Below are 19,067 nucleotides of genomic sequence, written 5' to 3'. Positions count from 1 at the left end.
GTTCCTGTTAGGTGGGTATGCGAAGAATTTGAGGAATTGGTCCAAGCTTTAGATATGTATTTCATCCAAATAACAATATCGGTCAACCCATAAAATGGCTAAATTTTAGCTAAAATTAGAAAATGAGTGTACAATAATCAAAGAAATTGTATATCTATTCCAACAGGAGGAATTTCGATGAAGAGGTTTTCAGCAGTGCTTATCCCTCTTCTTGTGTTGATGCTTTCCCTTGCCTCTGTCACATTCGCTGACGTTGCTGAGGGCGACAAAATCATAACACTTGGAGAGAATTTATCGAATGAACAAAGGGAACAAATTTTATCTGAATTAGGAGCAACAGATACAACTCAAGTGATTACCGTTTCAAATCAAGAAGAACATAAATATCTGGGGAACCTTCTTCCTAAGGCGACTATCGGAACAAGAGCCATCTCTTCTTCTGCGATCACCTATACCAAAGCAGGAAGCGGATTAGACGTCACAACCAACAACATCAATTGGGTGACCGATGAAATGTATTTAAATGCACTGATCACCGCTGGGGTTAAAGACGCCGATATCCAAGTAACCGCACCGTTTAACGTTTCCGGTACGGCAGCTCTAACAGGGTTGATTAAGGCGTATGAAGTTTCAACCGGGGATGTCATTCCTGAAGATGTGAAGCAAGCGGCCAATGAAGAGATGATTCAAACGGCAAAATTAGGCGACCAAATCGGTGCGGAAAACGCCTCTGCATTATTTGCTAAAATCAAAGAGAAAATTGCTGAGAATTCCCCTCAAACCGATGCCGAATTACGAGACATTATATTACAGGCAGCAAAAGAGCTTGGACTCACCTTAACAGATGAACAAATCCAACTGTTAATGGACGTTTTCAACAAACTGAAAGAGTTAAACATTGATTGGAACCAAGTAGGCGATCAACTAAATCAAGCCAAAGATAAAATTTCAAAATATCTTCAGTCTGAAGAAGGCCAAAACTTTTTAGAGAGATTAAAGCAATTCTTTGTTTCCTTAATCGATGCGATAAAAGGCCTATTTAGTTAAATGTTGTTAGAATCCAAAGATAAAGCTATTAACAATGTTTGATAATAGAGCCTAGTTCAAACAAGAGGACCTCATGTGCCGAGTGTCCTCTTATTTTCACATTCCCTTATCAAGGTTTAAGGATAAACCAAAGCAAAATAAAGTATCCTTTTTCAAAAGGGTTTCCCATAATTTTACTAGCAAGTCCAATGCATAAAGGAGCAAAGGATCTAGCCCTTTGCCCCTTCATGTGGTTCTAGTTTACGAAGTTGTATTAGAAAAATGGAACCATAGAATCGACCCTAATCAAGAAGAATCACTTCATCATCCACACAAATATCACCTGTTTTTATCACAGAAGCATAAACACCAAAATTACTTTTTCTTTCTTTTACAAGAGTTTTAAGTAGACTTGGATTTCGCTGGGCATCATCAGGATCAACCGTAATAATCATACACCTTGGGCAATATCCTACTAATTCAATTTCTACTTCACTTCCGATTTTTATTCGTCGACCAATCCATTCTTCTTCCTGAAATGGAACTTTATCAATTAAAGAAATGAATAAATTCGGACGAAAACGTCGAATATCAACCTCTTTCTTTCCCGACAATTCTTCTAAATGCTCTAGGGAAGCATCTGTTGTAAGGAGAATGTGTTCTACTGCAATAGGTCCAATTGGAACATGTGATGGAGTATATTTCTTAGTAGAAATTTTTCGCTTCGATTTAGTTTCCAACTCTTCAATTAATTCGTGATCGTCCCAATCAAAAACCTTTCCCTCAGGCGTGATGACTTCGACTTTTGGATAGTTGTCTAGTGATTCTTCGCCCACAAATCTCGCTTGATATCGAACCATTTCTTGGAATTGGGTTATCGTTAAGAAATCCCCTTTTGTATCATCAAAAAAAGCATGGCTACGGTCACCGTATAATCCGTAATTCATTATTTTAGATGTGTTTACAACTTCTCCACGGAGAGATTTTACCGGATGACGAACAATTTCTTTTATATGACCGATCAACATTTCATTCACTCCAATACTAGTTTCAACTACTAATAGTATAACAAAGGGAATTACTACCTACATACTGATCATTTTAATTTATGATTCATGAGTAGTTTTTTTGTAGTTTATAGTGATGAGCGTCGTTTTCCTCTGTAAATCCGGCACCTTTTAGGGCACCAAGCAACAAAAAAAAGACCGAGTCGCCTCTGGTCTAGGTATGTAGTGGATTCACTTGAACCCTTGGTGTTATTAAATTGGCGGGACCGCGTGGGAATCGAACCCACCTGACCTGGCACGCAGGTCACAAGCGGTTTTGAAGACCGTGGAGGACACCAGTACCCCATCCAGCCCCGTAGTGTGACAAGCTCTATTATAATTCGACACTCAGATTATTTCAACCCTATTCACTAATTGGACATAATTTCCCTCACTTGTCTTATTTACTAACCTGATACTATAATAAAACTAACGAGATTGTTTGGTAAAAGGGGAATATCTATGGAGTTTCAGTTAGACGGTTGGTTTGGTTTATTCATCATATTTTGGACGGTAGTTATGGTCGTTTTAATGGCTATTGGTGGCTTCTTTATGTTCCGGAAGTTCCTTAAAAAGCTCCCGAAAGAAGACGGTAAATCGGATATGGATTGGGAAGAACATTTTGTTAATGAGACGCGCCACCTTTGGCCTGATGATCAAAAGGCTTTTCTTGAGGACTTGGTGAGCCCAGTTCCTGAATTATTCCGTGATGTCGCCCGTCAAAAAATCGCTGGGAAAATTGGGGAGCTCGCGCTTAATGAAAGAGTATCGAGGATTACTCAAGACCTTGTCATTCGCGGCTATATTTTGGCCACACCGAAACGTGATCATAAATTTTTACGACAGAAATTATCAGATAGCCAGATTAATATTGAACCCTATGAACATTTATTTTAGACTGCCAAGCATCGGCAGTCTTTTTCATTTTTCCTTCAAAAAACCGAAAACATCTAGTATAATGAACGATAATTGCATAAGTTGAATGTTTTCTAGGGTTCCGCAAACACCGTCAAGTTTGGACTGGTCCGAGAGAAAACTCACAGCTTGTCTGTGCCACGGAGGGATAAAAGCCCGGGAGATCTGTTTCTACAGGATCTCTCGGGCTTTTTTGCTTATGTTGGGCAATCTAAAAAATGAGGAAGTGATACTATATGAATCGTGATTGGATCAAGGTCTTTCTTGCAGCCGTCTTTGAAGTATTTTGGGTCATTGGATTAAAGCATGCAGATAGTATTTTGGAGTGGAGTGGAACAGTGATTGCCATCGCTGTCAGTTTTTACGGTCTCATTGTCGCCGGCCGTAGGCTACCTGTCGGAACTGTCTATGCGGTCTTTGTCGGCTTAGGAACAGCTGGCACGGCGGCTGCCGACATTCTCTTTTTCGGAGTACCGTTTAGCCTGCCAAAGGTTCTTCTGATTGTTCTTTTACTAGTAGGGGTCATTGGGTTGAAGATGGTAACCGATGAAAAAGCGGCGGAAGGAGTGGAGTCTTAATGGCTTGGATTTCTTTAGTCATTGCTGGTTTATTCGAAATGTCCGGGGTTGCGATGATGAATCAATATACCAAGGATAGGAAATGGCGCTCCCTTCTGCTGTTAATTGTTTCCTTTGGTGCAAGTTTCTTTTTCTTATCGATTGCAATGGATACTTTACCAATGGGAACGGCCTATGCGATCTGGACAGGAATTGGCGCTTCTGGAGGAGCCATTATCGGGATGCTGTTTTATGGTGAATCTAAGGATTGGAAACGGCTTGTGTTCATCGCGATGGTATTAAGTGCAGCTGTTGGGTTGAAGTTGGTTTCTTAAAAGAAGTTTTACGGTTAGCCCTATGAAGATGGTTTCCCACTCCTTTTTGGCTGGGTATCATCTTCATCACCCTTATAGCAACAAAGCCCCGCCCTAAAATAAAAAATAACCCGTGAAATCCATCCACAGGTCATTTTATACTGCTAGACATCAAATAAACGATTACACGGTCGTTGGCTTCCCCGCCCCATGCAACTGACGGTAAAGTTTTTTAAACTCCACATACATCGCAATTCGCCATGGAACGATCATGCCGAAAGCGAGAATCCAGAACATACCGCCAAGTTCCCCGACATCAATTGAGTTGCTTAAAATCATCTTAGCAATTAACCGGGCAATAAGTAGGCCAACTAAAATATAGATAAAAGCTTTTGAGCGTTTTAAGTAGATATCTTGCTCACGAATCTCAAATTTTGAAGTTCTTATCAGTAAGATCGAAAACAGCATCCCCACTGCTAGTGCCTCAATAATTTGAAGAGGCCCTACACGAAACATAGGGAAAATAAACATCAACGCCCCAGTGCTCATAAAGATGGGTGGCAAGATGATTTTCCTCGCTGTAGCTGGTCTTTTGGCGGCTTTCATCCGAACAAACATAGCAAGGGATCCCATCCCAATTGCCGCAATCGTTGAGAGCAAAACATAGTCCATACGATTCATCCTTTAAAATAGGTTTACACTATCATTATACAGTAATCCCTCGTAATTTTTAAGAGAGGAGGAATGAACAAGTTTTCCTCTCAAAGTTCAAATCGAAAAACCAACCTTATTATAATCCAGTAAAGCCACCAAACAGTGGTGAAAGGAAGGCAATAATTCTTGTCATCCAATCAAAGTAAAGAACAATCCCCATGACAATCATGATATATCCGCCGACTTTCATGATTTTCACATTGTTCTTTCTAATCCATTGCATTTTCCCAACAAAGAAGCTGAGGATAAAGAATGGAATCGCAAAACCAAGGATATAGGCAATCATATAAAGCATTCCAGACCCTGGGTTCGAGCCTGCTAGCAATATAACCGAAGCAAGGATTGGCCCTGTACAAGGAGTCCACCCGGCAGCAAACGCCATCCCAATTAGAACGGTTCCGATATAACCAGCAGGACGGTTCTTAAATTCAAATTTGCGGTCAGCCATCAACCATTTTGGTTGGAAGAGCCCGATGACCATCAAACCAAAAATCACAATAAAAATCGCGCCAACCTGTCGAATGACATCATTGTACTGACTAAAGATTTGGCCCACAAAACTAGTGGCAAATCCTAGAGCGATAAAAATAATCGAAAAACCAACTAGGAAAAACAGTGTGTGAAGCATACTCCGCTTTTGTAGCATCGCATTTTCACTTTTAATCTCTCCCACAGACATTCCTGTGATATAGGATAGAAATGCTGGATAAAGCGGGAGACAGCATGGTGAAATAAAGCTTAAAAAGCCAGCTCCGAATGCAAGCAGAACGTTAACATCAGTCATTCATAAACATCTCCTGTTTAACTCAATTCTCACTAATTTTATCAAATCCCCTTCATAAAAGATATGAATTAACCTGTGAACAATTTATTAATATTGATAAAATGAGTATATAACCCAGAAAACCCCAGAATCAGTCAAATTTCGTCAAAAATTCCTTTTGAATTATCATTCATTTTCTATTATACTAAGTTTCGTGCCTTAAAAATTCTCCTATATTTTTCAATAGATTTACAGAATTAAGGAAACTATTATTCCGAGAAAGGAACGCTCATGTCTAAAAACGAACTCGTCCGACTTATTGAAAAGAAACGCTCCGAACTCATCGAAGTTGCTACCACCAATGGCCTTACCTCCTCGGTTGCCATCCGCTACAGCCAAGAACTTGATCATTTGATTAATACCTATCAGCAACAATACACACAACCTAGCAAGACCTATTAAAAACAGCTGAAAGCCCAGAGGCAAACAGCTGATTTTTTTTTGCTATTTTTAATAGGTTTCTAGCTAACAACATCTTCTAAGCGTTCAACCGAACCATTTTGTAAAAGATACATCTTATGGTAAAGTCCTTTTAGCGCGAGGAGCTCCTGGTGTGTTCCTCTCTCAACGATTTCCCCTTGGTGCAAGACCAGAATAAGATTGGCATCCTGGATGGTAGAAAGTCGATGGGCAATGGCAATGGTTGTTCGACCTTCCCGCATCTTGGCAAGTGCCGTCTGGATCGCTTCCTCTGTCTCTGTATCTATATTCGCGGTCGCTTCGTCTAAAATCAGGATCTTAGGGTTCGTTGCAATCGTCCGGGCAAAGGCAATTAACTGCCGCTGACCACTTGAAAACGTTGCGCCTCGCTCCACGACCTGATGATCATAGCCATCCTCTAACTTCGAAATGAAGCTATCCGCCTGAACAAACTTCGCCGCTTCTTCAATCTCTTCATCTGTTATTCCCTCATTATGTAAGCGAATATTATCCTTTACACTTCCATAAAAGAGAAACGGATCCTGCAGAACGAGACCCATCCGGTCACGAAGCACATTCATTGGATAGTCCTTTATTGAAACCCCATCAATCAAGATTTCCCCCCGATTGAACTCATAAAAGCGCATTAGCAAGTTAATAATCGAGCTTTTCCCGCTACCCGTATGACCAACTAGAGCGACTGTCTGCCCTGGCAAAGCGGTAAACTCAATATTTTTCAGTACATCCCGTTGGCCATCATAAGAAAAGCTCAAGTTTCGAACTTCAATTTTCCCTTCATCTACCTTGTTGTCATTCCCATTTGGCTGCTCTGGGGCCATTTCTTTGTCATCCAATAGCCTAAACACCCTAGATGCGGCAACAATCGCCTGTTGGTACATCGACAAACGTTGCATAATTTGGTTTACCGGTTCAAAGAAACGATCAAGATAATTAATAAATGCGTAGAGCACACCAATTTCAATTGGATTTTCAAATGAACTTATTCCAAAATAACTTAATACAATGATGAGAGCGAGAACATATACAAGGTCAATCGCCGGTCGTAGTAAGAGCCCATCCGCTTTAATATTCCGCATCCCAGCATTATAGTGCTTCTCATTGATGTCGCCAAATTCCTTTCTAAGACGCTTTTCCTGTCGGAATACTTGGATAATCGACATCCCTTGTAGCGATTCACTTAGCTTCGCATTCAACTGGCTAAGACGCTCCCGCATATCTAAATAAAACTTCGAACTTAGTCTGCGGTAGATGACCATGATCATAAAAATAATTGGGAGCACGATTAAACAGAATAAGGCCAATTTTACGTTAAGAATGAACATTGCAGTTAGAATCCCTACAAGCAAAAACCCGCTCTGAATGAACGTGGCAATCACAAACACGAACATATCCTTTATCGCTTCGGTATCATTTGTAACCCGCGAAACAATCGACCCTGCAGGGGTTCGGTCAAAATACCTCAAACCGAGCGACTGAACCTTCGAAAACACATCCACGCGGAGCTGCTGAATGATTTTAAGCGCCACTTCTTGAAATTTATAAAGTTGAAAATAAGTAACGAATACGTTCAGCACTTGTATCCCCATATAGGCAATCCCTAGCATGAGCAAGGGTTCATATGGAAAGTGTCCCACTGTTAAATAATCATCAATGAAAATCTTAATTAAGATTGGACCGAGTACATCCCCAATCGTCGTGAGTAATAGCAATGCAAACGCTAGCAAGATTGGTTTGATGTGGGGTTTTGTATAAGCCAATAACCTTTTTAAAACTGTCCGTTGTTCTTTTGAATTCAACGCTGTCATCTTCTCTTCCATCTTCTACCCCCCTAACTCAACAAGTTCTTCTAGCTGTTGACGCAAATACATATCCTTGTACCAGCCCTCATGTTCCATTAACTGCTCATGAGTGCCACGCTCAACAATTTCGCCATCCTCTAATACAAGAATTAAATCTGCATGCTCAATGGCACTAAGACGGTGGGCGGTAATAAGCGTTGTTTTCCCTTCCCTATTTCCCTTTAATGCCTCTAAAATTTCTTCTTCTGTCTTCGCATCGACCGCTGAAAGCGAATCATCGAGGATTAGAATTTCTGGATTCAAAAGAATTGCCCGGGCAATTGAAATCCGCTGTTTCTGACCTCCCGATAAGGAAACCCCCCGCTCCCCGACCACTGTTTCATAGCCATCCGTAAAGTCGAGAATATCCTCGTGAATACGGGCGATTCTAGCAGCCTCATATACTTGTTCACGTGAGGCTTCTGGGTTGGCAAAAGCGATGTTCTCAGCAACAGTGGCTGAAAATAGGAAATGATCTTGAGGAACGTATCCGACAGCCTCTCTCAATTTATCAAGCTGATAATCCTTAAGTAATCTTCCACCAATGGAAACGGTGCCTTCGTATCCTTCAAACTCCCGGATTAATAATTTTAGAAGAGATGTCTTCCCTGCACCTGTTTTTCCAACAATCCCCAATGTCGAACCTTTTGGTAAGGTGAAATGAATATTTTTAAGCTGAGGCTCTTGTTCACCAGGAAAAGCATAGTTCTTAAGATTGTAGACGATATCCCCTTGAGGAACGATACGAACGGCTCCTTCCTCGTCTTTAATTTCAACCTTTTCAGCCAGTAGCGCATTAACACGGTCAAGTGAAGCACGTCCGCGTTCAACAACGTTAAACAAATGTCCAAAAGCAAGCATCGGCCAAATGAGTAATCCTAGGTAAGTCGTAAACGAAACAAGGCTACCTATCGTCATCTCCCCATTTATGACAAACCTTGACCCAAATACAATGGACAAAAAGAAGGAAATTCCAACGATTAACGATATCGTCGGGTCAAATAATGAATCAATTTTAGCAACGGATATATTTTTCTTTACGACATCCTGAGATTGCTTGCGGAAATCCTCAATATCTTCCTTTTCCTGCCCAAATGTTTTAATGACTTTTATTCCTGTGATACTTTCCTGTGACTTGTCATTTAAAGTCGAAAATGCTTCCTGAGCCTTATGAAATCGTGCATGAAGCATCTTTCCATACCAACCGGTAAGAATAGCCATTAACGGCATCGGCAAAAGGCAAATTAAGGTTAATTTCCAACTGATTGTCGTTGCCATTGCAATGATGACAAATCCACCCGTAGCGAGGGAATCTACCAGTGTCAAGACCCCTACGCCTGCGGTTTGTTGAATGGCTTGTAGGTCATTGGTAGCATGGGCCATTAAATCTCCTGTCCGCCGCTTTTGATAAAAATTGGGGGACATTTTGGTAAAATGTTCATATAATCGGTTTCTTAATAGCCGCGCTAACTTCACGGATGAACCAAAAATCATAATCCTCCAAAAGTAGCGAAGCACATACATTCCTACTCCAGCAGCAACCAGAATGAGGACCCATTGAATTAGCCCCTCCCTTGTCAGGGTTCCCGTTTCAATCTCATCCACTACCATTCCGATCACCCGAGGCGGAACGAGCTGTAAAAAAGCAACAAAAAGAAGCATACTGATTCCAATTAAGTAAGCCTTCTTTTCCGCTTTAAAGAACCACATTAAATCTAGAAATGTTCTCATTTTTATATCCTCCAACCGCGAGTCTCTTCAGTGCTTCCTCATTTTAACAAATGTTCACAAAATAGAAAAGATTAATGTTTCTACAATAATTTTAAGTGTTTGAATCTTTTGTTGATTCTCCTTTTACTTACTGGCCATGTTGTTTCATTCCTGTCAACGTTATATAAAATCAACAAACTTTATTAAATCCTTCCACAAGAAAAAGCACCCGGGTTGGGGTGCTTTTAATTAAAACCTATGGATGTTTTTCAAAACTTTGTTGCTATTGAACAAGGAGAGGTTGATTTCCGCTCCAGGCGCTCAGCGAACAGCGGGGCGTGCGGTGAGCCTCCTCGTCGCTTGCGCTCCTAAGGGGTCTCACCTGTCCCGCTGCTCCCGCAGGAGTCAAGCGCCTTACGCTCCAATCAACCGGTCTCTGAAAAACAACATCCTTTAGAAAACTCCAAAACTTAAAGGTTTATTCCTATCTTATCATGTATGATGATTCACTGGTACGTCGAGTACTGCTGGTCTTTTCACTGACAACCACTTACTGTGCTTGGCTTTGCTTGTCCATTTCAGCTTGGTAATGAGCGACTTGCTCTTCTGCTACAGTTTTTAACTCATCAAACTCAGCCTTCATCTCTTCTGGAATGTACTCTGCCTTGTTTATATAACGGGAGATGACTTTATAATCGCTTATGGCATCGCTATAGTTCATCTCATTTGTGGTTTCATCCACATAAGACTTTGTTTCGATTTCATCCTTTTTCTTTAGGGCGGAAGCTAGATTATAAAAGTCCTTTTGTGAGTCCGTATCAAAAGAAATCGTTTCTCTAATTAACGTTTCATAATCTCTCTCAAGTAGTAACTGAGTGAACTTTTCATCCTCTTCCGTTATCGTTCTTTGAGTCTCTTCTTCCTTGGTCTCCTCAGGTTGTGAGGCTTGGTTCCCTTCAGGGGTCGCTTGCTCCTCAGTAGTTTCTGCTGTTCCACAAGCAGATAAGATTAGAGATATAAATAATAAAAGAAAAATACCTTTTTTCATGTGAAAAACTCCTTTTTCTTAGTTGTTTGTTCTTGCCTATGGTTTTAATATGTACACTTTATTCGTGCGGATTACTTAAAAATTTCCAATTGTCCCATAACTCTCCTAAAAACGTGAAAAACCACTTTTCTTTAGTGTTTTCCAAAGAAAAGTGGTTTTTACATCGGTAATAAAGGAAATTAATTCTTTTATCAAAAAGTAACCCAAAGCAGCTCAAAACGAGTGCTCGTCCTCTATTACTTGCCTTGCTGTTTATTCATAGCTGACATCATTTGATTAATTTTCTTCTGAGATGGTTTTTGTCCCATCTGCATCATCATGACTTTTAGCATTTGTTCGTTGATTGGCGGATTTTTCTTCAAGTAGTCCATCATATACTTACGAGCAATGAAAAATCCTAGTGCTACACCAGCAGCAAGAGCTAGTATACCTACTAGAACGTACATCCACATATTCTTTCTTCCTCCTTCATGTTGTCTACCATACAGTGTACTCGACCAATCGTAATTATACAATATACGGGAGGATTTTTCTCCCCTTTAGACAAATTTTCTTTCCTTGATAGGTTTGAGCCAGCCGTAACGAGTACTATCGATATCGACAGCCAAGAAAGAGGTTTCACTTTTACGTAAAACTTCAAAAAAGACCGTTTCCGCTTCTAAACTTCCGTCCGATTCAACTAAAAGGGTCCGTTCATTGACAATCTTTAATGTCGCCGTGCTAGGCAGCTTATTCGAACGAAGATGGTATGAGCCTTGTTCCGCACGGAAACCTGTATGCTTTGAAAGCTGCTGATACAATAATTGATGAATCCGAAGGACAGGTAAAGGTTTTGTCAAATATTCAATTTGTTTAGAAATGATCGATTTTAACTCACCCTCTGCGGAGTTGTAATCCTTAAACAATTGATAAAACATTCGCTCTTTTCCCACGTAATGGCTAGCAATTTCATCTTTGATTAAATAAAGTTGATAGGCCCTCATTGGATGTCCTCCTCTATAGACAAGCTTTATTTCATTATAGAAAATTCGAGCGTCTGTCGTTGTCTAAAGGTGTTGAGAAAACGCACTAATTTTGTCAAATCCACAAGATTCTTAATAAGATCGTCCTATTTTCAACATTTCTAGCGACGATGCATTGAAAAAAGCAAGACAAACAATAGAATCTTACATGTCCATAGAACTATAGGGAATCATAAACATAACTTAAAATCAGTGAAAACTGCTTTAGGAAATGAGGTTTTTGAATGGAAGATAAATCAAAGATTCGACTGACTTCAGCCGAAATGACGTGTTTATGGACCCAATACATCAATGATACTTTAGGCATATGTGTAAACCAATATTTTCTTGAAAAAACGGATGATGATGAGGTACGTCCGCTCATTGAATACACCTTACAAGTAGCCAAAGAAAACCTAGATATCATGGAAACCATTTTTAAAAAGGAGCATTTTCCCGTTCCGATTGGTTTTACCGACGAGGATGTGAATCCTAGAGCTCCAAAATTATTTTCCGATTCGTTTGTATTATACTATTTACGGTATTTGTCCATTCTTGCAATGGCTGCAAGTAGTGCGGCACTTGGCTTAGCCACTCGCCCAGATGTCATCGAATTTCATAAACGAGTTTTAGATAAAGGAGTCAAATTGCAGGATAAAACCCGAGATTTAATGCTAAAGCAAGGAATCTACATTAAACCACCTTATATCTCCACTCCTGACAAGGTCGACTTTGTAAAAAAACAATCCTTCTTAGCTGGGTTCTGGGGTAATCAACGGTCTCTAAGTTCTGCTGAAATAACGCATTTATTTCTGAATATCCAATCAAATATAATCGGTAAAACCTTGATTACCGGATTAGCACAAATTGCAGAACATGATGATGTAAAACAATTACTATTGAGAGGAAAACGCATGGCCCATAAGCATGTAGAGATATTTAGTGAATATTTACTAAGAGAAGACCTTCCTGCTCCGATGGGGTGGGATCCAGCCTTAACCGATTCAACGACAAAGGTCTTCTCAGATAAATTAATTTTATTTAATGTCACTGCGATGATCGCTGCTGGTATTGGTAATTATGGAATGGCGATGGCAGCCAGCCCAAGAAGAGATATTGCCGCAAGGTATGCTTCATTGATTCCGGAAGTTGGTTTATTCGCAGAAGATGCAGCAAATCTAATGATTAAGCACGGTTGGATGGAAGAACCCCCACAAGCCGACGACCGCAATTCCTTGATTAAGGGGAAACCCACTTCGAATTAATTTCTTTTAGTAAAATAACTTTCCTTAAAGCCTCCTGTTTGGAGGCATTTTTAGGTAAAGGACCATGTTGAATTCCGTTTCAACACCTTCGCACCCTTATTGGTGGTAAAATCAACAAAATCTAAAAAAGGAACGGAGCCAGTGGCCCGTTCCTTTCTTATTGATAAGCTTTTGTTTATTGTTGTAGAAGTGCTTTCACACGTGATACAACGTTTTCAACAGAGAAGCCATATTCCTGCATGATTTTTTCACCAGGTGCTGAAGCTCCAAATGTGTCGATTGCGAGGACTTCCCCTTCATCGCCCACATAGCGGTGCCAGCCTAGTGATGTTCCCATTTCAATACCAAGACGCTTCTTCACTGATTTTGAAATAACGGATTCTTTATATTCTTTAGATTGTTGCTCGAAACGATCCCATGAAGGCATACTGATTACGGAAACTTGAATTCCCTCAGCTGCAAGTGCTTCTTGAGCTTTCACCGCAAGGCCAACTTCTGAACCTGATGCAAGCAATAGAGCGTCAGGATTATCCGCTGGTGAAATGATATACGCCCCACGCGAAACGCCCTCGTACGCATTTTTATCAGTATCTTTAATTGTCGGTAGATTTTGGCGAGTTAACACTAATGCCGTTGGCTTATTCGTTGATTCAACAGCCACTCTCCAAGCTGCAGCTGTTTCGTTGCCATCAGCTGGACGAATAACACCCAAGTTTGGCATTGCACGCAATGCTGCAAGTTGTTCAACTGGCTCATGTGTCGGGCCATCTTCTCCAACTGCAATACTATCATGTGTAAACACATATGTGACAGGTAGTCCCATAAGCGCTGCAAGACGAATCGCTGGACGAAGGTAATCAGAGAATACAAAGAATGTACCACCGAATACTTTTAATCCTCCATGAAGTGCCATCCCGTTCATCGCTGCGCCCATTGCAAATTCGCGGACACCGAACCAGATGTTGCGGCCTTCATAAGAACCTGGGAAGAAGTCTCCAGAACCTTTCACCATCGTCTTGTTAGAACCAGCTAGGTCAGCTGAACCACCAATGAAAGATGGTACCACTTGCGCTACCGCGTTTAATGCCTCACCAGAAGATGCACGGCTTGCAAGACTCTTACCTTCCTCATATACAGGAAGTGCCTTTTCCCATCCTTCAGGAAGTTCTCCTTTAATAGCCGCTTCAAGTTGTGCAGCTAGTTCAGGGTATTCAGCCTTGTACTTGCTGTATAGTGCATTCCATTCCTGCTCAGTGGATTGCCCTTTTTCAACAATCTGCTTTTCAAAGTTTTGATACACTTCGTCCGGCACATGAAAATCTTCTTCGAACGTCCACTTATAAGCTTCTTTTGTTAACTTAAGCTCATCTGCGCCTAATGGAGCACCGTGAACATCTGATTTGCCAGATAGATTTGGAGAACCATAACCAATTACTGTTTTTACTTCAATAAGTGTTGGACGGTCTAGGTCACCCTTCGCTTCTTCAAGTGCCTTGGCAATTTCTTCTAGATTGTTCCCATCTTCAACACGTACATACTGCCAGCCGTATGCTTTGAAACGATCTTCAACGCTCTCAGAGAATGATTTATCTAGATCACCATCAAGGGAAATATCATTAGAATCATACATAACAACTAAACGACCAAGTTTTAAGTGGGCTGCAAGTGAAGCTGCTTCAGCAGATACACCCTCCATTAAATCGCCATCTCCACAGATGCTATATGTAAAATGATTCACAATTTCATATTGGTCTTTGTTATAAACAGCAGCTAAGTGACGCTCTGCCATTGCCATACCAACTGCCATTGCAACACCTTGTCCTAGTGGACCTGTTGTTGCTTCTACCCCGACCGTGTGGCCATATTCAGGATGTCCTGGAGTTTTGCTACCCCATTGACGGAAATTCTTAATTTCGTCCATGGAAAGACCATAACCGGATAAGTGAAGCAAGCTATACAATAACATTGATCCATGTCCTGCTGATAAAACAAAACGATCACGATTCATCCAATCAGGATTTTTTGGATTATGATTCATGTAGCGCGTCCAAAGTGTGTATGCCATAGGTGCAGCACCCATTGGCATTCCTGGGTGCCCAGAATTTGCTTTTTCAATTGCATCAATCGATAACGTACGGATCGAGTCGATGGATAGAGTATCAATTTTATCGAACATTAGATACATCCTTTCTAAGTTAAACTACATACAACCTTAATATTATAGTGAGACCTTTTTTTATTCAACAAATGTAACGAAAAAACTCAAAAAAGTTGCCGAACCTTTCATTATTTTGCCGAAAATTATATTATATATGTACTTTAAAAGGGGTTACAATGCTTTTTTTACAAAATGGAGATAGATTAAATAAAAAATCAAAGCCGAGGAAATGAGTATCCTCGGCTTTGGTTGCTTTTAATGGAGATTATTCTTATCTCTTTCGTTCTTCAATTTCTTTGGTGTCACGTCATTGCCAAGTGGGTCCACAATGGTCACACCTTTTAAAGTATTTAACATGGATGACCGGAAGGTTTGCAGATACTCAGCCCGAAGCGCTGACTGTTCCTTTGCCTCTTCTTCTGATAGACGTGAGGTTTTTGCCTTTTTGGCCAACTCATTAATTCTAGCGAGTTTATCTTTAGAAAGCATTAAAAAGCTCCTTTATAAAAAAATTAACATAGAAGCTATTTTAAGGGAAAACGTAAATTATTACAAGAATGGAGTACTGGATTTGGTAGTATTCAGGGTTGATGATTTCTTATTTTTATTTCTATTGGGTTCTGTTTTTAAGGTTTCGTTTCGCTACACTTGTAAAGGCAAATTTGCTTAAAAGTTTATTCCTCTTCAAGCATTTCTTGTGCTTCCATGTGTTCTTGGTATCGTCGATGCACCGTCGCCTTTGATACCTGGTAGCCAAATCCCCGTAAGGTAGCTGCAATTTCCGCAAAGGTTAACCCATTTTCCCTAAGTTTAACGATTTCTGTAATTGGTGCATCCTTACGCTCACGTCCAGAGTTCTCACCTTGGTTTTTCAAATTTCGTTCCGGCCGATATCCTTGTTTAATCGCCCGGTTCATCCCACGTTTTATTTTAATATTGTGTAATTTCCTTTGATACTCTTCTACCATCGAAACAATTTGAAGAACCATAGAGTCTGATTCGGACAGTTGAAGTTCGCCATTATGCGAAATACTATATAAAGTTGCTCCTTCCTTAACAATACAATGAAGGAGAGCAATTTTGGCATTCCCTCTTCCCAACCGTGTTTCATCTTGGATCAAAACTGCTTTACTCTTTTCTTCTTTGATTGTCGCCAACAACTCTAGGATTCCGTCTCTTTCAAGGTCATAGCCACTTGCCTGTTCGCGAATGACCTTTATGACTTCCATCCCTTGATTCCTCGCAAGTGACAGGAGTTCTTCCTCCTGTCTAACTAGGGAAGATTCTTGTGTATCTTTCTTTGTACTTACTCTGCAGTATATGACTGCTTTCATTTTTTCACCCTATTTCAATCTATACTTGCATACTGTGGTGTATCATCATTATGCTGCGTACGGATGGGAATGATCAATTCATCCCCCGCATATATTTTCCCGCCTGTAATACCGTTCTCTTTTTCAACCCAAACAACAAATTCATGGTTCGTTAAATTATGATTATTAGAAAAATCGTCTGCAATTTTCCAGAGCGATTCCCCAGATTGAACTGTTATTGTTATGTAATCTTCATTCCCTGATTTAAGTCCACTTGCGAACACCAATGAGACTATTAAACTTGTTGCGATTAGTAAAATGGTATAAGAGTTATTTTGCCAAATCTTTTTCATTTTGTACACCTCAATCAGAATATATGTTCGTTTGTTTGATTGATTTTATTATAATGCGAACATTTGTTTCTTGTCAACAACATGTTCGAACTTATGTTTGTACCATACGAACATACGTGTTATAATCAAAATAGATAAAAAAGACGAGGTGCGTGATTATGACAAAACTATCAAAAAGGCAACAAGACATCCTTGCCTTCATCAAGGATGAAGTGAAGAAAAAAGGCTATCCACCTTCTGTTCGTGAAATTGGCGAAGCTGTTGGACTTGCTTCCAGCTCGACTGTCCATGGACATTTAGCTCGCTTAGAAAGCAAAGGGCTGATTCGCCGCGATCCAACCAAACCACGGGCGATTGAAATACTTGAAAATGAACCAGATATGCCAACGCCTAAATATAGTGTCATAAATGTTCCGGTTGTTGGAAAAGTCACTGCCGGTCAACCAATAACTGCGATTGAAAATGTTGAGGAATACTTCCCACTTCCAGACACTTTGGTCCCTTCCGATGAACAAGTATTTATGCTTGAAGTCATGGGAGATAGTATGATTGATGCAGGTATCCTCGATGGCGATTATGTAATCGTGAAACAGCAGCAAACAGCCAACAACGGGGAAATTGTCGTTGCGATGACCGAGGAAGATGAAGCAACTGTGAAGCGATTCTTTAAAGAAAAAGACTTTATTCGCCTACAACCTGAGAACCCTACGATGGATCCTATTATTCTTCGGAATGTTTCCATTCTTGGAAAAGTGGTTGGCGTTTACCGTCATATGCATTAAAGAGCTTGTCCCTAGATTGGGACAAGCTCTTTAATGTTTTGGAAGTATAGTCGATATTCATCTCACTCCTATAGAGTTGTTTATGTTACCGTTTCCAAGGTTTTCGTGGCTTTCTCGGGCACGTAGAAGCCCTCTATGTTACCGGTAACCTCCTTCCTGCACCTCCCACGGGCTCATAGAAGCCCCCTATGTTACCGGTAACCTCCTTCCTGCACCTCCCACGGGCTCATAGAAGCCCCCTATGTTACCGGTAGCTTCCTTCCCATTCCTCCCACGAACACATAGACAAACACTCAGCGAATTAACACCACTCGTTAATCTCCGAATTGTGTAGAACCGGACCTAGCACAAAAAAGCCCCAACACCAAAGTGTCAGGGCTTTTTTCATTTTATTTTAATACATCGTCAAGTACTGCTCGCGCTCCCATGGGTGCACTTGCGTACGGAACATATCCCATTCAATCTCTTTTGCTTCAACGAAGTGCTCAAGGATGTGCTCACCTAGGGCTGCACGGATGACTTCGCTAGATTTTAACTGATCAAGAGCCGCTGCAAGAGTTGCAGGAAGATCAACAATTCCTACTTCTTCGCGCTCTTCTTTATCCATCACGTAGATGTTGCGGTCAACTGGAGCTGGAGGAGTCAGTTTGTTCTTGATACCGTCAAGTCCAGCTTGTAGAAGAACAGCCATTGCTAGATATGGGTTCGCAGCTGGGTCTACGCTACGTACCTCAACACGCGTGCTCAATCCACGGGATGCTGGGATACGAATCAATGGTGAACGGTTTTGAGCAGACCATGCAACATAACAAGGAGCTTCATAACCAGGAACTAGACGCTTATAAGAGTTTACTGTTGGGTTTGTTACAGCTGTGAAAGCTGTAGCATTTTTAATTGTACCTGCAATAAACTGTCTTGCTGTTTCACTCAATTCAAGGTCTCCTGTTGTATCATAGAATGCATTTTCGCCATTCTTAAACAATGATAGGTTCATGTGCATTCCAGAACCGTTTACACCGAACAATGGTTTCGGCATGAATGTTGCATGAAGACCATGCTTACGTGCGATGGTTTTGACAACTAACTTGAACGTTTGGATGTTGTCACAAGCTGTAATCGCATCAGCATATTTAAAGTCGATTTCGTGCTGTCCTGGCGCTACCTCGTGGTGAGAAGCTTCGATTTCAAAGCCCATCTCTTCAAGCTCAAGAACGATATCACGACGGCAGTTTTCACCTAAATCGGTTGGTGCAAGGTCAAAGTATCCACCATTATCGTTTAATTCAAGCGTTGGCTCGCCTTTTTCATCTAACTTGAATAAGAAGAATTCTGGCTCAGGCCCTAAGTTGAAATCAGTGAAGCCTAGTTCTTCCATTTCCTTTAAGACACGCTTAAGGTTTGCACGTGGATCACCTAGGAATGGCGTTCCGTCTGGGTTCTGAATATCACAGATAAGTCGTGCAACTTTTCCTTTTTCAGCTGTCCAAGGGAAGACAACCCAAGTATCTAAATCTGGAATTAAGTACATATCTGATTCTTCAATACGAACGAAACCTTCAATTGAAGATCCATCAAACATCATTTTATTATCTAGTGCTTTTTCAAGCTGGCTGATTGGAATCTCCACGTTTTTGATTGTTCCTAAAATATCAGTAAACTGTAAGCGGATGAACTTTACATTTTGTTCTTGAGATAAACGAGCGATATCTTCCCTAGTAAACTTTGCCATTCTTATCTTCCTCCTACTATTTTCATATTTTCAT

General features: G+C 40.6%; 20 protein-coding genes, 1 tRNA gene and 1 riboswitch. Of the genes, 7 read left to right on the top strand and 14 right to left on the bottom strand.

What is annotated here, in order from left to right; genetic code table 11:
* Window positions 1-177 precede the first annotated feature (177 nt).
* Window positions 178-1,047 carry a DUF1002 domain-containing protein gene (locus BMX30_RS05990; RefSeq protein WP_090742242.1) on the top strand — a complete coding sequence of 290 codons (870 nt, stop codon included), beginning with the start codon at window positions 178-180 and terminating at the stop codon, window positions 1,045-1,047.
* Window positions 1,048-1,328: 281 nt separating this feature from the next.
* Here BMX30_RS05990 and BMX30_RS05985 read toward each other — a convergent pair whose 3' ends face one another.
* The gene (locus BMX30_RS05985; protein ID WP_090742239.1) at window positions 1,329-2,054 is read right to left on the bottom strand and encodes an MOSC domain-containing protein; all 726 of its coding nucleotides are present in this window, start codon (window positions 2,052-2,054) and stop codon (window positions 1,329-1,331) included.
* Between the two features lie 237 nt (window positions 2,055-2,291).
* A tRNA-Sec gene (locus BMX30_RS23425) sits at window positions 2,292-2,388 on the bottom strand.
* Between the two features lie 146 nt (window positions 2,389-2,534).
* Here BMX30_RS23425 and BMX30_RS05980 point away from each other — a divergent pair.
* From BMX30_RS05980 to BMX30_RS05970, 3 genes are all read left to right on the top strand, one after another.
* A complete protein-coding gene (locus BMX30_RS05980; protein ID WP_090742237.1) occupies window positions 2,535-2,969 on the top strand; it encodes a DUF2621 domain-containing protein in 435 nt (144 codons plus the stop codon).
* An 81-nt stretch (window positions 2,970-3,050) separates the two neighbouring features.
* Window positions 3,051-3,152, top strand: a riboswitch (guanidine-I (ykkC/yxkD leader).
* Between the two features lie 71 nt (window positions 3,153-3,223).
* The gene (locus BMX30_RS05975; protein ID WP_090742235.1) at window positions 3,224-3,565 is read left to right on the top strand and encodes a DMT family transporter; all 342 of its coding nucleotides are present in this window, start codon (window positions 3,224-3,226) and stop codon (window positions 3,563-3,565) included.
* Window positions 3,565-3,879, top strand: a complete 315-nt coding sequence (locus tag BMX30_RS05970) for a DMT family transporter (protein ID WP_090742232.1) — start codon at window positions 3,565-3,567, stop codon at window positions 3,877-3,879. The genes BMX30_RS05975 and BMX30_RS05970 overlap by 1 nt, the downstream gene beginning before the upstream one ends.
* 162 nt (window positions 3,880-4,041) lie before the next feature.
* Here the strand turns inward: BMX30_RS05970 and BMX30_RS05965 are convergent, their stop codons facing one another.
* Both BMX30_RS05965 and BMX30_RS05960 read right to left on the bottom strand, forming a co-directional pair.
* Window positions 4,042-4,530, bottom strand: a complete 489-nt coding sequence (locus BMX30_RS05965) for a CcdC family protein (RefSeq protein WP_090742229.1) — start codon at window positions 4,528-4,530, stop codon at window positions 4,042-4,044.
* A gap of 118 nt (window positions 4,531-4,648) precedes the next feature.
* Entirely contained in the window at window positions 4,649-5,356 is a 708-nt protein-coding gene (locus BMX30_RS05960) for a cytochrome c biogenesis CcdA family protein (RefSeq protein WP_090742227.1), read from the bottom strand.
* Window positions 5,357-5,626: 270 nt separating this feature from the next.
* Between BMX30_RS05960 and BMX30_RS05955 the strand changes: the two genes are divergently transcribed.
* Window positions 5,627-5,797, top strand: coding sequence for an aspartyl-phosphate phosphatase Spo0E family protein (locus BMX30_RS05955; protein WP_090742224.1), 171 nt, complete (start codon window positions 5,627-5,629; stop codon window positions 5,795-5,797).
* Between the two features lie 59 nt (window positions 5,798-5,856).
* Here BMX30_RS05955 and BMX30_RS05950 read toward each other — a convergent pair whose 3' ends face one another.
* The 5 genes from BMX30_RS05950 to sirA form a co-directional block, all read right to left on the bottom strand.
* Window positions 5,857-7,653: an ABC transporter ATP-binding protein gene (locus BMX30_RS05950; protein WP_170843801.1), complete on the bottom strand. Its 1,797-nt coding sequence runs from the start codon at window positions 7,651-7,653 to the stop codon at window positions 5,857-5,859.
* 3 nt (window positions 7,654-7,656) lie between these two features.
* Window positions 7,657-9,405, bottom strand: a complete 1,749-nt coding sequence (locus BMX30_RS05945; protein WP_090742221.1) for an ABC transporter ATP-binding protein — start codon at window positions 9,403-9,405, stop codon at window positions 7,657-7,659.
* A gap of 529 nt (window positions 9,406-9,934) precedes the next feature.
* Entirely contained in the window at window positions 9,935-10,432 is a 498-nt protein-coding gene (locus BMX30_RS05940; RefSeq protein ID WP_090742218.1) for a hypothetical protein, read from the bottom strand.
* A gap of 236 nt (window positions 10,433-10,668) precedes the next feature.
* Window positions 10,669-10,884, bottom strand: a complete 216-nt coding sequence (locus tag BMX30_RS05935; RefSeq protein ID WP_090742215.1) for a YneF family protein — start codon at window positions 10,882-10,884, stop codon at window positions 10,669-10,671.
* 87 nt (window positions 10,885-10,971) lie between these two features.
* The gene (gene sirA / locus BMX30_RS05930; RefSeq protein ID WP_090742212.1) at window positions 10,972-11,415 is read right to left on the bottom strand and encodes a sporulation inhibitor of replication protein SirA; all 444 of its coding nucleotides are present in this window, start codon (window positions 11,413-11,415) and stop codon (window positions 10,972-10,974) included.
* A 263-nt stretch (window positions 11,416-11,678) separates the two neighbouring features.
* Here sirA and BMX30_RS05925 point away from each other — a divergent pair, with 263 nt between their 5' ends.
* Window positions 11,679-12,698 carry a DUF3231 family protein gene (locus BMX30_RS05925; protein ID WP_090742208.1) on the top strand — a complete coding sequence of 340 codons (1,020 nt, stop codon included), beginning with the start codon at window positions 11,679-11,681 and terminating at the stop codon, window positions 12,696-12,698.
* Window positions 12,699-12,873: 175 nt separating this feature from the next.
* Here BMX30_RS05925 and tkt read toward each other — a convergent pair whose 3' ends face one another.
* The 4 genes from tkt to yneA all read right to left on the bottom strand — a co-directional run bounded on the left by tkt (window position 12,874) and on the right by yneA (window position 16,522).
* Window positions 12,874-14,874, bottom strand: a complete 2,001-nt coding sequence (gene tkt / locus BMX30_RS05920) for a transketolase (RefSeq protein ID WP_090742205.1) — start codon at window positions 14,872-14,874, stop codon at window positions 12,874-12,876.
* A gap of 237 nt (window positions 14,875-15,111) precedes the next feature.
* Window positions 15,112-15,345: a DUF896 domain-containing protein gene (locus BMX30_RS05915; RefSeq protein WP_090742202.1), complete on the bottom strand. Its 234-nt coding sequence runs from the start codon at window positions 15,343-15,345 to the stop codon at window positions 15,112-15,114.
* A 185-nt stretch (window positions 15,346-15,530) separates the two neighbouring features.
* Window positions 15,531-16,190 carry a YneB family resolvase-like protein gene (locus tag BMX30_RS05910; RefSeq protein WP_090742199.1) on the bottom strand — a complete coding sequence of 220 codons (660 nt, stop codon included), beginning with the start codon at window positions 16,188-16,190 and terminating at the stop codon, window positions 15,531-15,533.
* Between the two features lie 14 nt (window positions 16,191-16,204).
* Complete coding sequence (gene yneA, locus BMX30_RS05905) at window positions 16,205-16,522, bottom strand: cell division suppressor protein YneA (protein ID WP_090742196.1); 318 nt, start codon at window positions 16,520-16,522, stop codon at window positions 16,205-16,207.
* Between the two features lie 158 nt (window positions 16,523-16,680).
* On the opposite strand from yneA, the gene lexA reads away from it, so the two are divergent.
* Window positions 16,681-17,304, top strand: a complete 624-nt coding sequence (lexA, locus tag BMX30_RS05900) for a transcriptional repressor LexA (RefSeq protein WP_090742193.1) — start codon at window positions 16,681-16,683, stop codon at window positions 17,302-17,304.
* 394 nt (window positions 17,305-17,698) lie between these two features.
* On the opposite strand, the gene glnA is transcribed toward lexA, so the two are convergent.
* The gene (gene glnA / locus BMX30_RS05895) at window positions 17,699-19,033 is read right to left on the bottom strand and encodes a type I glutamate--ammonia ligase (protein WP_090742188.1); all 1,335 of its coding nucleotides are present in this window, start codon (window positions 19,031-19,033) and stop codon (window positions 17,699-17,701) included.
* Window positions 19,034-19,067 lie beyond the last annotated feature (34 nt).

It is taken from the genome of Mesobacillus persicus, from assembly GCF_900109925.1.
Lineage (GTDB): Bacteria > Bacillota > Bacilli > Bacillales > Cytobacillaceae > Mesobacillus_B > Mesobacillus_B persicus.
This window is presented reverse-complemented; position numbering and strand designations above follow the sequence as displayed.

Excerpts from the sequence above, each read along its gene's own strand:
- BMX30_RS05990 (WP_090742242.1), top strand. The coding sequence starts at position 178 with ATGAAGAGGTTTTCAGCAGTGCTTATCCCTCTTCTTGTGTTGATGCTT.
- BMX30_RS05985 (WP_090742239.1), bottom strand. The coding sequence starts at position 2,054 with ATGTTGATCGGTCATATAAAAGAAATTGTTCGTCATCCGGTAAAATCT.
- BMX30_RS05980 (WP_090742237.1), top strand. The coding sequence starts at position 2,535 with ATGGAGTTTCAGTTAGACGGTTGGTTTGGTTTATTCATCATATTTTGG.
- BMX30_RS05975 (WP_090742235.1), top strand. The coding sequence starts at position 3,224 with ATGAATCGTGATTGGATCAAGGTCTTTCTTGCAGCCGTCTTTGAAGTA.
- BMX30_RS05970 (WP_090742232.1), top strand. The coding sequence starts at position 3,565 with ATGGCTTGGATTTCTTTAGTCATTGCTGGTTTATTCGAAATGTCCGGG.
- BMX30_RS05965 (WP_090742229.1), bottom strand. The coding sequence starts at position 4,530 with ATGGACTATGTTTTGCTCTCAACGATTGCGGCAATTGGGATGGGATCC.
- BMX30_RS05960 (WP_090742227.1), bottom strand. The coding sequence starts at position 5,356 with ATGACTGATGTTAACGTTCTGCTTGCATTCGGAGCTGGCTTTTTAAGC.
- BMX30_RS05955 (WP_090742224.1), top strand. The coding sequence starts at position 5,627 with ATGTCTAAAAACGAACTCGTCCGACTTATTGAAAAGAAACGCTCCGAA.
- BMX30_RS05950 (WP_170843801.1), bottom strand. The coding sequence starts at position 7,653 with ATGGAAGAGAAGATGACAGCGTTGAATTCAAAAGAACAACGGACAGTT.
- BMX30_RS05945 (WP_090742221.1), bottom strand. The coding sequence starts at position 9,405 with ATGAGAACATTTCTAGATTTAATGTGGTTCTTTAAAGCGGAAAAGAAG.
- BMX30_RS05940 (WP_090742218.1), bottom strand. The coding sequence starts at position 10,432 with ATGAAAAAAGGTATTTTTCTTTTATTATTTATATCTCTAATCTTATCT.
- BMX30_RS05935 (WP_090742215.1), bottom strand. The coding sequence starts at position 10,884 with ATGTGGATGTACGTTCTAGTAGGTATACTAGCTCTTGCTGCTGGTGTA.
- sirA (WP_090742212.1), bottom strand. The coding sequence starts at position 11,415 with ATGAGGGCCTATCAACTTTATTTAATCAAAGATGAAATTGCTAGCCAT.
- BMX30_RS05925 (WP_090742208.1), top strand. The coding sequence starts at position 11,679 with ATGGAAGATAAATCAAAGATTCGACTGACTTCAGCCGAAATGACGTGT.
- tkt (WP_090742205.1), bottom strand. The coding sequence starts at position 14,874 with ATGTTCGATAAAATTGATACTCTATCCATCGACTCGATCCGTACGTTA.
- BMX30_RS05915 (WP_090742202.1), bottom strand. The coding sequence starts at position 15,345 with ATGCTTTCTAAAGATAAACTCGCTAGAATTAATGAGTTGGCCAAAAAG.
- BMX30_RS05910 (WP_090742199.1), bottom strand. The coding sequence starts at position 16,190 with ATGAAAGCAGTCATATACTGCAGAGTAAGTACAAAGAAAGATACACAA.
- yneA (WP_090742196.1), bottom strand. The coding sequence starts at position 16,522 with ATGAAAAAGATTTGGCAAAATAACTCTTATACCATTTTACTAATCGCA.
- lexA (WP_090742193.1), top strand. The coding sequence starts at position 16,681 with ATGACAAAACTATCAAAAAGGCAACAAGACATCCTTGCCTTCATCAAG.
- glnA (WP_090742188.1), bottom strand. The coding sequence starts at position 19,033 with ATGGCAAAGTTTACTAGGGAAGATATCGCTCGTTTATCTCAAGAACAA.